Source organism: Haloferax profundi, assembly GCF_001469865.1.
GTDB lineage: Archaea > Halobacteriota > Halobacteria > Halobacteriales > Haloferacaceae > Haloferax > Haloferax profundi.
Window position 1 is genome coordinate 1 of the sequence record NZ_LOPV01000011.1, and the last position, 291, is coordinate 291.

At 56.7% G+C, this 291-nt stretch carries 1 pseudogene; it reads right to left on the reverse strand.

The features are described from left to right. A pseudogene (locus tag AUR66_RS22440) lies at nt 1-182 on the reverse strand (nucleotidyl transferase); the annotation flags it as partial. Nucleotides 183-291 lie beyond the last annotated feature (109 nt).

Consider the following 291-nt stretch of genomic DNA (forward strand, 5'->3'; position numbering starts at 1 on the left):
GCGACAGTTGCTCCGGATCCGATGATGGTTCCGGGCGCGACCGAGACACTCCCTCCGATTTCTGCACGGTCGGCGATCACGGCTCCAAGGCGGATTTTTTCGTGAACGTGGCTCCCAATCCGAACGTCACCGACCCCACCCTCGACGGTGACTCCTGCAGCAACAGTTGTGTTTAGTCCCATCACACAATCGACCAGTGTCGCGTTTGGTCCGACCTGTGAATCTTCGTCCACGATCGTATGTTCGACGACGGCGTTACATCCGACAAACGAATTCTGACCAATCGTCGTA